General features: G+C 55.8%; 12 protein-coding genes. 9 read left to right on the top strand and 3 right to left on the bottom strand.

Translation table 11 applies throughout. The features are described from left to right. Positions 1 to 310 precede the first annotated feature (310 nt). From C4S74_RS06595 to C4S74_RS06605, 3 genes are all read left to right on the top strand, one after another. Entirely contained in the window at positions 311 to 607 is a 297-nt protein-coding gene (locus C4S74_RS06595) for a CD3324 family protein (RefSeq protein ID WP_103994553.1), read from the top strand. Positions 608 to 806: 199 nt separating this feature from the next. Next, positions 807 to 1,184: a response regulator transcription factor gene (locus C4S74_RS06600; RefSeq protein ID WP_103994554.1), complete on the top strand. Its 378-nt coding sequence runs from the start codon at positions 807 to 809 to the stop codon at positions 1,182 to 1,184. A 38-nt stretch (positions 1,185 to 1,222) separates the two neighbouring features. Continuing rightward, positions 1,223 to 2,956: a diguanylate cyclase gene (locus C4S74_RS06605; protein WP_103994555.1), complete on the top strand. Its 1,734-nt coding sequence runs from the start codon at positions 1,223 to 1,225 to the stop codon at positions 2,954 to 2,956. A gap of 119 nt (positions 2,957 to 3,075) precedes the next feature. On the opposite strand, the gene C4S74_RS06610 is transcribed toward C4S74_RS06605, so the two are convergent. Then, positions 3,076 to 3,951, bottom strand: a complete 876-nt coding sequence (locus tag C4S74_RS06610; RefSeq protein WP_103994556.1) for a PhzF family phenazine biosynthesis protein — start codon at positions 3,949 to 3,951, stop codon at positions 3,076 to 3,078. Positions 3,952 to 4,180: 229 nt separating this feature from the next. Between C4S74_RS06610 and C4S74_RS06615 the strand changes: the two genes are divergently transcribed. Beyond that, positions 4,181 to 4,591 (top strand): DUF2203 domain-containing protein, encoded by a 411-nt coding sequence (locus C4S74_RS06615; RefSeq protein ID WP_103994557.1) that lies wholly within the window; start codon positions 4,181 to 4,183, stop codon positions 4,589 to 4,591. 48 nt (positions 4,592 to 4,639) lie between these two features. Continuing rightward, the gene (locus C4S74_RS06620; RefSeq protein WP_103994558.1) at positions 4,640 to 6,301 is read left to right on the top strand and encodes a copper resistance CopC/CopD family protein; all 1,662 of its coding nucleotides are present in this window, start codon (positions 4,640 to 4,642) and stop codon (positions 6,299 to 6,301) included. A gap of 99 nt (positions 6,302 to 6,400) precedes the next feature. On the opposite strand, the gene C4S74_RS06625 is transcribed toward C4S74_RS06620, so the two are convergent. Both C4S74_RS06625 and C4S74_RS06630 read right to left on the bottom strand, forming a co-directional pair. Then, positions 6,401 to 7,594: a DUF418 domain-containing protein gene (locus C4S74_RS06625; RefSeq protein WP_103994559.1), complete on the bottom strand. Its 1,194-nt coding sequence runs from the start codon at positions 7,592 to 7,594 to the stop codon at positions 6,401 to 6,403. A 198-nt stretch (positions 7,595 to 7,792) separates the two neighbouring features. Beyond that, a complete protein-coding gene (locus tag C4S74_RS06630) occupies positions 7,793 to 8,581 on the bottom strand; it encodes a lipid II flippase Amj family protein (protein WP_181024351.1) in 789 nt (262 codons plus the stop codon). A gap of 374 nt (positions 8,582 to 8,955) precedes the next feature. On the opposite strand from C4S74_RS06630, the gene C4S74_RS06640 reads away from it, so the two are divergent. The 4 genes from C4S74_RS06640 to C4S74_RS06655 all read left to right on the top strand — a co-directional run bounded on the left by C4S74_RS06640 (position 8,956) and on the right by C4S74_RS06655 (position 13,347). Continuing rightward, positions 8,956 to 9,936: an ABC transporter substrate-binding protein gene (locus tag C4S74_RS06640; RefSeq protein ID WP_103994561.1), complete on the top strand. Its 981-nt coding sequence runs from the start codon at positions 8,956 to 8,958 to the stop codon at positions 9,934 to 9,936. Between the two features lie 188 nt (positions 9,937 to 10,124). Next, complete coding sequence (locus tag C4S74_RS06645; protein ID WP_103994562.1) at positions 10,125 to 10,817, top strand: response regulator transcription factor; 693 nt, start codon at positions 10,125 to 10,127, stop codon at positions 10,815 to 10,817. Positions 10,818 to 10,853: 36 nt separating this feature from the next. Then, a complete protein-coding gene (locus tag C4S74_RS06650) occupies positions 10,854 to 11,966 on the top strand; it encodes a cell wall metabolism sensor histidine kinase WalK (RefSeq protein WP_103994563.1) in 1,113 nt (370 codons plus the stop codon). Between the two features lie 169 nt (positions 11,967 to 12,135). Beyond that, positions 12,136 to 13,347, top strand: coding sequence for a glycosyltransferase family 39 protein (locus C4S74_RS06655; protein ID WP_103994564.1), 1,212 nt, complete (start codon positions 12,136 to 12,138; stop codon positions 13,345 to 13,347). Position 13,348 lies beyond the last annotated feature (1 nt).

Consider the following 13,348-nt stretch of genomic DNA (forward strand, 5'->3'; position numbering starts at 1 on the left):
CGTGACAAAAACGGGCCGACTCCATATAATTGGAAATAGTACACCCAAAAAAACTAGGTGAAAGGAGATGTTTTCCATGAAATTTGTTCAAACAGTAAGAGTGAAAGTCACCGTAGAGGTGCTCATTTTCTAACTGCTATCATCATGGAAGTACCGTTCACCTGTTTGTATATACATACAAGCTGCGGCACGATACCTATCGTGTATATCTTTCCTTATGAATGATAGCAGGTGCGGAAGATGAAGACCCTCTACGGTTTGACGATGCGGTACGGATCATACACGACCAATTCGAGGAGGTTTTCATCCGATGAGTTACAAGAACGGCAAGGATATTCTTCCGGCCAGCTTGCTTAAAGAGCTGCAGAATTACATCCAGGGAGAGATCATTTACGTTCCGAAGAAAGAGAAGAAACGCGCAGGCTGGGGAGAAAATAACGGAACCCGCCTCATCATTGAACGGCGCAACCGCGAAATATTCCGGTTATACCAAAACGGTTCAACCGTACTGGAGCTGATTCAGGCGTTTCATCTATCGGAAGACAGCATACGCAAAATCATTGGAAAAACACGCGAGCGGCTGAAAGAAGCTGCCGCGACACCATAAAACGGCGACCTCTAAGGCCGCCGTTTTTCTATGTCTTCCGGCTTTCTCCCCAGAGGCTGGGAATTTTTTTACCCGGGTCGGGCCCATGTGCTATCATAGATAAAAAGTTGCGGTGGATGGTTTATGGAAGGATTTCGGAAATTTTAATCGAACCCTATCGGTGTAGAGAAAGGACCGCAGACGAACAGGAGGAATGGGCTTGAATCCTTACCGTATTTTGCTTGCAGACGACGAAGCCGCACTCCGTTTTCTATTGACAGAGACGCTTTCGGACGAAGGATACGCCATCACGGAGGTTATGGACGGCAAAGAAGCCATTGCCGAGCTCGTGAAGGAGCGCTACGATCTGGTCATTCTCGATTACATGATGCCGGAGAAAACCGGGGTCGAGGTGTGCGAATGGCTGCGCTCGGAAGGCGGAATCAACCGCGAAGTTCCCGTTATTCTGCTGACAGCGAAAGCCCTGGAGAAGGACCGCGAGAAAGCGACGGCGGCCGGTGTCAGCACTTATATTGTCAAACCGTTTAGTCCCCTTCAACTGGTCGATACCGTGGAGGCTCTTATAGGCGGCGCATGACAGCGATTACGCGAATACGAACGGAGTGAATCTCAACCATGAATCAACCGAACTCCCGGGGGCATGGCGCAGATGCCAAGGGAAGAGACGAACGGCTGCTGAAGCAGGGGCGCAGGCTGTTCATGAAGGAATTGGCCCATCAGATCGCACAGATGGATAACCTGCTGGTCATCATAGCTTCCTCTCCCGAGGTGAAGGATCTTCAGGACATGTACCGGATCGTTCACATGTTGAAAGGAAGCGCCCCCATGTTCCAATTCGGGAGGATCGGCAAAATCGCCGAGGAACTCGTCCGCGTATGGGAATGGACGCAGTCCCTTCATCCTTCTGCGGCGCTGACGGCGGATTTCACCCCTCTGGTCAATGAAAGCGTCACGCATACGAGCGAATATATCCGTCATCTGCTGATGGAACACGATGTTTCGGTGATCGAGCTCGAGGTGGACGAACAGAAGGAAAACGGGATCGTACACAATTTGGGCGGCAAAAGGCGCCTGTTAATCATAGACGATGACGATGTGCTGCGCATGTATCTGGTGCGGCGGCTCGAGCTGGACGGCTATATCGTGGACGAAGCGAGCGACGTTCCGTCCGCCAAGCTGCTGCTGCGGCAGCAGTCCTACGATTTGATTACGCTGGATCTTATGATGTACCCGGAGTCGGGCTATGAGCTTTTCGATTTTCTCAAGGAAGATCCGACTTTGAAATGGGTCCCTCTGATCGTGCTGTCCGGGCGTGACGATTTAACCGATAAAGTGCGCTGTTTTCATCTGGGTGCGGATGATTACGTAACGAAGCCTTTTCAATATGAGGAGCTGGCCGCACGCATTTACGGAATTGTGAAAAGAACCAAAAATTTCGAAGAGCTGGCCTTCCGCGATCCGTTAACGGCGGTGTTCAACCGGAGGTACTTCGATCACCAGATTAAGCTGGAGCTGGATAGGGTGCAGCGTTACCCGTCCGCCATCTCGCTCGCCTTTATCGATATCGATAATTTCAAAGGGATCAACGACAGGCACGGTCACCACACGGGGGACTTGGTCCTTCAAGGTCTGGCGCACCTGCTTCAGACCCGGATGCGCTCGACGGACCTTGTTTTCCGCTTCGGAGGAGAAGAGTTCGTCGTGGTCATGCCGGGAACGGGAGCGGAAGCGGCGGCGGATTCGCTGCGCGCGCTGCTCCGGATGGCGCACCTTCAGCCGATCGTGTCCGACGAGGGACAGGACTACTGGATTACGTTCTCCGCGGGCGTGTCGTCCTGGAGCGCGGATCTGTCCATCGACGAATGGATTCTGAGAGCCGACCGGGCGATGTACCGGGCGAAGCAGGACGGCAAAGACCGGATTTACGTCGAGGAAGAGGCGGTAACCGCTCCGGCGGGTTCCGAAGGGAATATCCGGCGGCGTCCGAAGCTGCTTGTCGTCGATGACGATAAAATTTTGCGCGCCATAGTCGTTTCGGGCCTCCAGCACCTGCCTCTTGACATCGAAGAAGCGGCCGACGGGGAAGCCGCCTACGAGCGTCTCCGCGAAGGCGGCATAGATTTGTGCATTTTGGACGGTATCATGCCCAAAATGAGCGGGATCGAGCTGCTGGAGCGTCTTAAAGCCGAGCCTCCCGTGACGGGCTCCATGTGCAAGGTTCTTATGCTTTCCGGCCGTAAAAAGGAAGAAAGCATGGACATGCTGCACAAGCTCGGCGTTTACGAGTACATGACAAAGCCCTTCTCGATGGTTGAACTGGAGATGAATGTGAAACGGCTGCTGGATTGAGCGGCTTTGCTTTAGTTAACAAAAAAACATTTCAGCCTGCGGCAGGCCGAAATGTTTTTTTATTTTGAAAGGTAAACCTGGCCAAGTTGACTGAGCGGGTACAAGGCGGCAAGACCGGTTTACACGAGCTGTCCCTGCGCCGTAAAAAACACGCGTCCGCCGACATGGATGGCAAACCGGCCGTCATTTTCGCTCCCCCGCAGATAGAGCAGGGACGGCCGGCCGATTTCATAGCCCTGCTCGACAGACGTCTCGCAGGTAGGGCCGCCGAAATAGCGGTAGCGTGCCAAATATGAGGCCAGACAGCCCCCTGCGCTGCCGGTAGCGGGATCTTCCGGCACTCCGAGGTCATCGACGAACACGCGGGCGTTGATTCCGTTTGCGTTGTCGTAAGTCTCCGGACAGAACGGCATGACGGGGACGGCGGCTTCTGAGGGAAGCGCGGCCGCTTCTCCGGCCCGGTAAACGGCGCTGCGCACCGAAGCGAGGGTTTTGACGGGAATAAGGAGGAAGGGGATGCCGGTCGATACCACCTGGGAAGGGTAGCGTTCGTCAATTTCCTCCGTTTCCAGCCCGATTACTGCTGCGGCGGCGGAAGCGGAAACACGGCTTCCGAAGGAAGGCTGGAGCTGCTCCATCCAGAGCACGCCGTCGCTCCCGAAGGTAACGGGAATGTTTCCGGCGGGAACTTTCAGGGTAATTTCTTGTGCATCGTGCCTGTACACATGCCGGACGACCCAGGCGGTGCCCAGACAAGGGTGACCGGCGAACGGCAGCTCGCTGTTCGGCGTAAAGATACGGACCTCGTAATTACCGTCCGCGTCCGGCTCCGGCCGGAGGAACGTGGTCTCCGAATAATTCATTTCGCGGGCGATACTTTGCATATCCGGGACAGGAAGCGGCTCGGGGCAAATGACGACGGCGAGAGGATTTCCCGCATATTTACTCTCGGCGAATACATCGACTATGTAAAACGGGTGCTTGGATAAGCTCATGAGGACACCGCCTTTTTTCGGGAAATAGGATTAGCCATGAGTTTAATTAAATTTGTAAAGAAAGTACAGCCCGGAAACCGAAGCAGGACTTTTCCCTTCTTTCATGGAATTGTCATGTGAGCTTTCTTTTTCCGCCTTTTGCATCACGTATACTGGAGGGGGCCGACAGCATGGGACATTCGATTCTGGGAACCTGTTTCTGGTACACTCATCTGAGGGGGTGGAGTACATGGCCAAACGGTATTTTACGATAGAGGAAGCCAACGCCCTGCTTCCTGCGGTACGGGACCAGATCTCCGGTCTGAAGGAAATCAAGAAGAAGTTTGAGGACAAGTATGCGGAGCTGCGTGAAAAAAGACAAGCCGTCCGCAAGCTCGGCGGGAAAGAAATTTACGATCCGCTGTTCGAGCTGGAATGCGATCTGGAATTTCTCCAGATCGAAGCCCGCGGAATCATTCAGCACTTTTATCATCAGGGAATCGAGCTTAAGGACATTGATTCCGGCCTTGTGGATTTTCCGTCCATTCTGGAGGGCGAGGAAGTTCTTCTCTGCTGGCGCAGCGGAGAGGAGCGCATCGGTTATTATCACAGCCGGCAAGACGGGTACACGGGCCGCAAACCGCTTCCCGGGGACAGTTAGGTCCGGGAAGCTTGTCTTACAAAATTGCGGGAGGCGAATGGACTGAACATGAAGGAAAAGATAGTTGGGCCGGCTAGGCGGGCCTTTATGGCGGCCGGCCTGCTGTGCCTGCTCGTCATCCTGGGAGGACTGTTTCCCCGGGAGGCGTTTGCGCACGCGATTCTGACCGGGACGGATCCCGCTCCGAACAGCACGCTCGCGCAGGCGCCGGAACAGATCAAGCTGACCTTTAACGAACCGCTCGAAGAAGGCGTCTACTATATACGCGTTCTTGATCAGTCCGGGGCGAAGGTTACGGATAATGCGGCCGAGATGACGAAAGACCGGACGGGGATCTTTCTGAGGCTGCCGAAGCTGGAAGACGGGCTTTACGTGGTGTCTTACCACGTCATCTCCGGCGACGGCCACCCGGTGGGCGGCAGTTATCCGCTCACGGTCGGCAAAGCGGCGCCCGCTGCCGGAAGCGGGGAGACGGGTGGCACGGGCGGCACGTCCACAGGGCACAATCATAGTCTCGGCAGCTCCGGCGTAGACGGGATGATCCAATATTTGGCGCGCGGTCTATGGTATGCGGCGATGCTCGGGCTGACCGGCTGGCTGCTCTGGAGGCGTTCCGCATCCGGCCGCAGGCTCCCGGGAGACGTTTCCGCGAAATGGACGCTGAATCTGCAGCGGTTTTACCTGGTCGCTCTGCTTTTTGTTATTCTTACACACGTGGAAGCTCTCCTCGGCGACGGAGGACTTTCCCAGCTCGGCAGTCTGCTGACGGGCACGGGTATCGGCATTTCCTGGCTCGTTTCGCTGGGCTTGTCTTTGGCGGGTTTCTTGCTGCTGGGACGGGCCGCCTGGCTGGACTATGCCTGGGCGGCATCGCTGCTGGCAGTCAAAGCGCTGTCCGGCCATGCGGTAACGTTCCCGCCCGTCTGGGCGAGCGTAGCCGCCGATTTTATCCATCTGGCGGCGGCGGCCGTCTGGGTAGGCGGTTTGGCGGCGGCGGCCGCGGTGTACCGGAACCGGCGTGAGGAGTTTACCTCCTTCCTGGGACGGTTTTCCAGAGCGGCGCTCTGGTCGATTATCGCGCTTACCGTGAGCGGTGTCGCGCTGACGCTGCTGTTCCTGCCGAGCTTGGATATGATCATATATACCCAGTGGGGTATACTGTTACTCATTAAGATCGGCGTCGTCGTGCTTGTCGTAGGGACGGCCGCCTTCCTGCGCTATACGCTCAAGAACAAGCGGGAGAGGGCGACGGCAAAGCTTTACAAGGTCGATTTCAGCTTTATGCTGGTCATACTGGCCGTGGTCGGCGTTCTGACGTACTTGTCCCCGGCTCCTCCCAATGAGCCGCTGAGCTGGCACGAGATGGGCAAAAGCGTGCATATGACGGCCGAAGTGTCGCCGAAAGCGCCAGGCACCAACACGTTCAAAGTGACGGTCTGGGTGCTGGATACGCTGGGGCCGCCCAAGCATGTGCAAATGAACGCCCAGTACGAGCCGAAAGAAGGAGAGGAGGCCACGCTGGCTCCCATCCAGATTCCGCTGGAGCTTCAAGAGAATCAGGAAAAGAACTGGCTGGAGGGGTACAACATGTACACCTATTACACCCAGGGCCCTTACCTGCCGCTTCCCGGCAAATGCATGCTGGAAGTCCGGATTATGGACTCCAACGACGACGAGGCGGTTTACAAGAAAGAATTCAGGCTTTATTAAACGGCAAAAACAGCCCCTTATGCAGCGAAGCATAAGGGGCTGTTTTATTTGCATTCTGCATTCTATGTCCCGCGCCAGGAGCGAGCCGGAACATTTCAGTCACCGGCTTGCCTTGCGTTCCGGCGACAGGCGGCCGTAGGTCCATTTTCTCCAGACCCACTCGGCGGGCCCGTAACGGAAACGTTTCAGCCAGAATGCCGAGAAGGCGATCTGCAGCGGATAAATGACGAGGCAGAGCAAGGTGCCCTGCCACAGGCCGACTTGACCGTATAAGCGGAAGCCGAGGAACAGAACGACGCAGAGGACCGTCTGCGTCAAATAATTGGTCAGCGCCATCCGGCCGTAGGGCTGGAGAAACCTGAGCCGCCGCTGCCAGACCGGATCTACGAGCAGCAGAGCGAGGGAGGCGATGTAGACAAACGCCAGCGTGAACCCGCTCATGTAGACGAGGAAGAATGTCACGAGGCTGAGCCCGGTTTCCGCCCCGGCGGCGTAAATGGCGGCGATGGCAGCCAGAAGCGGGATGCTGGCCGCCAGACAGCGGCTGCGGATCGTGCGCCACCGCTCCCGGTGGGCGCTTACGTCATGGAGCAGGCCGCTCTTGCCGGCGGCAAGCCCCAGCAGGAACATGCCAAGGACGACGGGCAGCAGGGAAAGCTGGCTCGACAGCGAGTCCCATACTTCGCTGCGCCAGTGCCAGGCCAGCCAGTCGGGCCAGGAGAGCGTCCGGAAAGCATGGAGGCTTGCGGCGGCTTCGGCTTGCGTGTACAAGGGACCGCCCAGCGAGGGATCGATTCCGCCTCTCACATAGGCGATCACCGCCACGATAAGGGCGGGCAAGCCGAGAATCAGCAGCAGGTAGCCGAGCACGAGAAGGAGTCCCCACGTGCGGACCGTTTCCGTCCTCATCCGGTAAAAGAAGGGGAGCAGGAAACCTGTAATCGCGTAGAGAGTCAGAATGTCTCCTCTCCACAGAAGCGCCAGATGCAGGAAGCCGATCAGCAGCAGCGCGAGCAGACGTCTCCGGAACAGGCCGGGGCCGTATCCTTTCTGCTCCGCGCGTGACATGAAGATATAGAAGCCGAGCCCGAACAGGAAGGAAAAAATCAGATAAAATTTTCCCTGGACGAACAGATCGAACAGCAGCCGGAGCCATCTGTCCGCGCCGTGGTAGACCGCAAATTCACTTCCGCTGAAGGTCGGCATATTGACCAGGAAAATTCCGAGCAGAGCGAAACCGCGGATAATATCGAGTGCGATGATGCGTTCAGTCCCTGCGGAGGGGCCGATCATAGAAGGTACACCGTCCCGTCGTAGCCTGATAGGCGATTTTTTCCTCATCATACGTGAAAGAGCCTCCGGTAGCAAATCGGAGGCTTGGACGGGGGATGGCGTGCAGGCAAGCAGTATGGGGGAGCCTGGAAGCAGGCCGTATTCCGGCGGCCCGGTTCAATTGAGGTCAGCAGTCCGTTTGAGGCCGTCCCGCCAAGTTTAGAACAGCGTGAGTGCCCAGAGAATGAACGATGTGGCGGGGACGAGGAGCACCTGGGCCAGAATGGTTCCGGCCAGACGGGACAGCATGAGGAGCCCGAACATTTTGTTCACGGCCTCCCGGCTGGCTTTGCCGTGCATCGCCCGGTCCGTCAGCAGTCCGACCTTCGGGTCGATCATCAGCGTCATGATGATGGTGGCGATGCCGTTGATAAGGGCGGAAGACATGGTGGCCTGCGACTTGTTATCGGGGCTGAACGCCGACGCGTACAAGGCCGACAGGACGCCGACCGTATAGATGGCCGTAACGACGATATTGAGCACGACGAGGCGTTTGGGCACCCCGCCGATCCGCAGGCGGGAGAGCATCTGCAGGCGCGGCGGGCGCAGATGCTTGCGGGCCTGCTTGATGCCGTGCACGTTGGCCGTGGCCTTCAGCAGAAGCGGAATGGAGCCGGTTACCTCGAAATGGGCGATCATCCGCGCGGACAAAGAGACGAGCGTCGGAAACAGCACGATCGCTATGGCCGTTCCGACCGATGCGGACATCAGGACGAAGCGGAACGGGGCCAGCGCCAGATGGGGATCGGTCTGCCCCGCCTGATCCGCAATGCCGGAAATCATCAGGCCCTGCACCATGTTCGAGGTCCGCGAGATCAGTACGATCATTCCCGCCAGGGACAGGGCGACAGCCAGTTTGGCGGTCCGGATTCCCGCCAGCCTGAAGGCGTAGGCGGACGTCTCGGCCGCGTGAATGATCAGGGTGAACAGACAGGCGAGGAGAAGCATGGTCAAGAGTATCGACTCTCCTTTTGAAGAAATGGAATCGCCCCGTCGGTCCGGGTTTGTATGAAGCTCGTACCTGGGCAAGGGTTAAAGGGAAGTCAGTATGATATTCCGCGTTTACTGCGCTTCGCCCGTTTGAGTTCGCGTTTTGGCCGCTGTGTTTGACAGGCCGTCCGGTCTTTCTAGTGGAATTATACAAGGATACCGGCCTTTAAGCGAGAGAACGCGGTCTGCCAAGGAACATTTTAACAGGAGGCGACTGGTTTTTTTAAGAGAAAAAACGACCGTGTCAGGTTGACAACTTTCCTGTAAAAAGGTATCATTCCTTGTGAATGATAATCATTATCACCAAGAACGGACAGGGGAGAATAGAACAGATGAAATCAGCAGCACGCAAATCTTACGTATTCTGTCTGCTTGTCCTTGCGATGGCGCTTGCTCTGGCAGGCTGCGGCAAAGGCAACCAGGCTTCGGATGGGGGAGCGGCGTCGCCCGCGCCCGGAGATACAGCGAAACAGACGATTAAGGTTAAACATGCCATGGGCGAGACCGATGTGCCGGCTGCGCCGAAACGCGTCGTCATTCTGACGAATGAAGGAACGGAAGCATTACTGGCTCTGGGTATCAAGCCGGTCGGAGCGGTAAAATCGTTTACCGGCAGCCCTTGGTACGACCACATCAAAGCCGATATGGAAGGCGTGACCGTCGTAGGCGACGAGCAGCAGCCAAGCCTGGAAACGATTATCAGCCTGAAACCGGATCTGATCATCGGCAACAAAATGCGCCAGGAGAAAGTCTATACTCAATTGAGCGCGATTGCGCCGACCGTGTTCTCCGAAACGCTGCGCGGCGAGTGGAAGAACAACTTCAGCCTCTACGCCGAAGCGGTAAACAAAAAAGCGGACGGCGAGAAAATCATCGCCGATTTCGACAAGCGTATCGAAGACTTTAAATCCAAAGCGGGCGACAAGCTTAAAGAGAAAGTGTCCGTCGTGCGCTTCATGGCCGGCAAAACCCGTATCTACCTCGACGATACGTTTACCGGCATTATTTTCAAACAGATCGGCATTGCCCGTACGCCTGTAAAAGCGAAGGATACGTTCGTGGAGGAAATTACGAAAGAGCGCGTGCCGGAAGTGGATTCCGACCGTTTGTTCTACTTCACGTATGAAACGGGCGACGGCAACGGTACGAAACAGGAAGAAGCGATCACCAAGGATCCGCTCTGGCAGAACCTGAACGTGGTGAAGAACGGCAAGGCCCAGAAGGTGAACGACGTAACGTGGAACACCGCGGGCGGCGTTAAAGCGGCTAATCTGCTTCTCGACGATCTGTACAAGTTCTACGACATCAAGTAAATAAGACTGGCGGGCTGCGGCAGCGCCAAGCGAAAAACTCCGTCCTCCGGGCGGAGTTTTTTATTATGCTGCGGAAACTTATCTTAAAATAGTTTAAGAAATCCCCCAAAACAGGATATGGTATCATTAGGGACAAAGACAGAAAACGGGCGGCTGTTCAGACCGCCGGCCGTGTTGGAGGTACAGCTATGTACGGGGGAACGATCCTGCTAGTCGACGACGAAACCGAAATTACCAATCTTCTGGAGATTTACTTGAAAAATGAAGGCTACCGGCTGTTAAAAGCGTCCGACGGTGCCGAAGCCCTGGAGCTTTTGAGCGAAAATGAAGTCGATCTCATTATTCTCGACGTCATGATGCCCCGGATGGACGGAATCGAGGCCTGCATGAAAATACGGGAAGAAAAGCATATGCCGATCATTATGCTGTCCGCCAAAAGCCAGGAGATCGACAAGATCACGGGACTGAGCATCGGGGCGGACGATTATGTGATCAAGCCGTTCAGCCCGCTGGAAATGCTGGCACGGGTCAAATCGCAGCTCCGCAGGTACCGGCAGCTCAACAGCCATCTCGTCAAAAACGAGAATGAAATTCTTATCGAAGACCTGCTCATTAATCTGGGCACCCATAAAGTATATGTGGAAGGCAGCGAGGTCAGACTGACGCCCAGAGAGTTTGCCATCCTTCAGGTGCTGGCGCGCAACAGAGGACAGGTGCTGAGCATGGAGCAAATTTACGAAGCCGTATGGGACGAGCCTTTTTTTGAATCGAACAATACCGTGATGGTTCATATCCGCAAAATCCGCGAAAAAATCGAAAAAGACCCGAGCCGCCCGCAAATCATCAAAACGGTCTGGGGAATCGGATACACGATCGAATAAGTCCGGCCCGAAGCGGCAAGACTGGAGTGAACAAACTTGAAAAACAAATTTATCCACACCGTGCGCTGGCAGTTTATTTTCGTCTTTATTCTCAGCATTGTGTTCGCTGCGGGAACCGTGCTTCTCGCTTACCGGATAGTGAAATCGGTCATCGGCCTCAGCTATTACTCCGGACCCCTCCGCTGGGTCGTCAACAACATCGGTTCTACTCCCGTAATGGTCGTGGTCGGGGGCGGGCTGTTTCTTGTTTATTTTTTTATGTTCAGCCGCAAGATTATCGGGTATTTGGAAGAGATCACACAAGGCGTGCAGGAAATCGCGAAGGGCAACCTCGATTATGAAATCGCGGCCCGTTCTTCCGACGAGCTGGGCGAGGTGGCGGAAACGATCAACGTCATGACCCGGAAGCTGAAAAAGTCCATCGAAGAGGAAAGAAAAGCCGAACGGACGAAAAACGAACTGATCACGGGCGTCTCGCACGATCTCCGGACCCCTCTTACGTCGATTTTGGGCTATCTGGAGCTGATTGAGACGGACCGGTATAAGGATGAGGTCGAACTCCGGTATTATACGCGCATCGCTTTTGAGAAAACGAAAAATTTGAACAAGCTCATCGACTACTTGTTCGAATACACGTCGCTGCCCGGCGAAGGCATCGAGCTTCAAATGAAGCGGGTGAACATTTACGGCTTTCTGAAACAGCTGGCGGAGGAGTTCGTCCCGATTTTGACGAAAGCGGGCATGACGTGCCGGGTGACCGCGGAGGACGATACGCTCTATATCCGGGCGGACGGCAGCCAATTGGTCCGGGCTTATGAGAACCTGATCTCCAACGCGGTCCGGTACGGCAGCGAAGGGAAGATCGTCGATATCAGAATCAGCCGCAGCGGGCAGGAGGCTGTCGTGGAAATTGTCAATTACGGCGCGCCCATTCCGGAATCCGACCTGCCGTATATTTTCGAACGGTTTTACCGGGCGGAGAAATCAAGATCGGCCCGGACCGGCGGAACCGGCCTTGGGCTGGCAATCGCCAAGAGTATCATCGAGATGCACGGCGGGAAGATAGCGGCGCGCAGCCAGCGGAAGCAGACGGTTTTCGAAACGCGGCTCCCCCTGCAGCCTCCAGGACAACCCGGAACAGACAGCTAAGGAAGGCCGATAACCGGGGCCTTCTTTTTTTGTACCGTTTTGTATCGGGCGGGCACAATCCTTAAGTTTTCTTAAGAATGCTTTAAGCGGACGGTAAGCGCTCCTAAACCGCGCCTTAAAATCTCTTTTGTATACTGGAAAACATGAGGTATCCGAAAGGAGCAGCATCATGAATCGTAAAAAACGGGTTTGGGCCGCATTGGCGGTAATTTTTGTGCTGGCGGCATATTTGCGAATCGATTTTCTCCGTTCGGCCGATCATGAGATGCCTCACGACTCGCTGAATTACGATACGATGGTCAGACAACTGCTGGAGACGGGAGTGTACGCGTATAACAGCGAGACTCCGAACGCGCTTGTGACGCCCGGTTATCCGATTTTTTTGGCAGCGGTGTACGAGATAGCGGGTTATAAGGAGCACAACCCGCTTCCATTAGTAAGGTACATCCAGGCGCTGCTGAGTCTGATCACGCTGGGGTTCGTCTACCGCATTGCGAGAAGGTTCTCCGGTGAACGGACGGCGCTCGCCGCCCTTCTGATCGCGGCCGTATACCCACCGCTCGTCTGGGCCAACGGGGCCGTTCTGACCGAGGTGCTGGCGATATTCCTCCTGATGGGATACCTGCTTGCCCAGATCCGGGTATTCGATGCGCCGTCTTACGGACGGGCTGCCGCTGCGGGAATCTGGCTCGGCCTGACCGTGCTGGTACGCCCGGAATTTCTGCCGCTGATAGCTCTGGCTTTCGCATTCCAGTGGCTCCGGGACAAAGAAGCGAGGAAACGGACGATCCGGCTCTTTGCCTGTTCCGCCGCGGCCGTTGTGCTGCTGCTTGCGCCCTGGTGGATCCGCAATGCGGTTACGCTGCATCAATGGGTCGCGACGGCGGCCCAGGAAAATCCGTTCAGGGCGGGAACGTATCCGTACAATACGTTTAACGACGAGAGTCTCGTCGATCCCGCGGGCAAAACGGAAAAAGAGCTGGCGGTAGCCCGCTTGAAAGCGGGCTTCTCGGCGCAGCCCGGGTTGTTTATCAAATGGTATACGATCGGGAAAATGCAGTACGTCTACCAGAGCGTCTACCGCGGAGGCGGTCACCAGCCGTATTATCCGGTGCTCCCGTTCAACGCGAATCTGCTTCACCGCACGCTTGTGCTGTCCGGCGCCATAGCCGTTCTGGCTGCACTGAGGCGCTGGAGGGAACCCGCAGCGCTACTGGCTTTAGTGATCGTCACGATGAGCCTGATCCGTCTCGGATTTGTGGCGGATTATCGTTACAACGTCACGATGATGCCTCTAATTATCATTCTGGATTGTATCCTGGCCCGGCGTGCGGTTCTGTTGTGGAAAAACAGGCGGGCAGAGAGGGCCTCTGTTCTGTAAC

The organism is Paenibacillus sp. UNC499MF (assembly GCF_900107975.1).
Classification (GTDB): Bacteria; Bacillota; Bacilli; order Paenibacillales; family NBRC-103111; genus Paenibacillus_F.

Bases quoted from the DNA above. Each gene is read 5' to 3' on its own strand.
- C4S74_RS06595 (WP_103994553.1), top strand. From the start codon at position 311: ATGAGTTACAAGAACGGCAAGGATATTCTTCCGGCCAGCTTGCTTAAA.
- C4S74_RS06620 (WP_103994558.1), top strand. From the start codon at position 4,640: ATGAAGGAAAAGATAGTTGGGCCGGCTAGGCGGGCCTTTATGGCGGCC.
- C4S74_RS06640 (WP_103994561.1), top strand. From the start codon at position 8,956: ATGAAATCAGCAGCACGCAAATCTTACGTATTCTGTCTGCTTGTCCTT.
- C4S74_RS06625 (WP_103994559.1), bottom strand. From the start codon at position 7,594: ATGATCGGCCCCTCCGCAGGGACTGAACGCATCATCGCACTCGATATT.
- C4S74_RS06630 (WP_181024351.1), bottom strand. From the start codon at position 8,581: ATGCTTCTCCTCGCCTGTCTGTTCACCCTGATCATTCACGCGGCCGAG.
- C4S74_RS06605 (WP_103994555.1), top strand. From the start codon at position 1,223: ATGAATCAACCGAACTCCCGGGGGCATGGCGCAGATGCCAAGGGAAGA.
- C4S74_RS06610 (WP_103994556.1), bottom strand. From the start codon at position 3,951: ATGAGCTTATCCAAGCACCCGTTTTACATAGTCGATGTATTCGCCGAG.
- C4S74_RS06645 (WP_103994562.1), top strand. From the start codon at position 10,125: ATGTACGGGGGAACGATCCTGCTAGTCGACGACGAAACCGAAATTACC.
- C4S74_RS06615 (WP_103994557.1), top strand. From the start codon at position 4,181: ATGGCCAAACGGTATTTTACGATAGAGGAAGCCAACGCCCTGCTTCCT.
- C4S74_RS06655 (WP_103994564.1), top strand. From the start codon at position 12,136: ATGAATCGTAAAAAACGGGTTTGGGCCGCATTGGCGGTAATTTTTGTG.